At 40.0% G+C, this 497-nt stretch carries 1 pseudogene; it reads left to right on the top strand.

Annotated features, from left to right (window positions below):
• Positions 1 to 497, top strand: a pseudogene (locus AB4653_RS28405) (DNA sulfur modification protein DndD); the annotation flags it as partial.

The raw sequence follows: 497 nt of genomic DNA, 5'->3' as shown, positions 1-497 counted from the left end.
ATTAAGTACCATGACTTATTAGAAAATGCGAAACGAGAGCTTCGACTAGCGCTTGAAACAGCGAGACAAATTCAAAAGCTTCATGACAAAAATAGAGAGCAGGCAAATAAAGACAGTAGCGTCGCAAATGCCCAAAATGCAATGCTACTTCTAGATAGGTTTTCAGAGCAGTTAACTAAAGCTCGCGTAAAACAACTTGAATCCGAATTTGTGGCTTCATATAAAAATCTTGCACGAAAAGAAGATTTAAAAATCTCAGCTACGATTAATCCAGTAACATTTGATGTTGAGTTAATCGACGAGCACGGTATTAAGATCAATCGTAAAGCGATGTCAGCTGGTGAAAAGCAAATTTACGCTATTTCTATCCTTGAAGCGCTAGGTAAAACATCAGGCCGTAAATTGCCAATTATTATCGATACGCCGCTTGGCCGATTGGATTCGCACCACCGTGATAAGCTGGTTGAGAACTACTTCCCAACAGCAAGTCACCAGGT

The sequence above is a fragment of the Vibrio sp. 10N.222.48.A3 genome, from assembly GCF_041475345.1.
GTDB classification, from domain to species: Bacteria; Pseudomonadota; Gammaproteobacteria; order Enterobacterales; family Vibrionaceae; genus Vibrio; species Vibrio tasmaniensis_A.
This window is presented reverse-complemented; position numbering and strand designations above follow the sequence as displayed.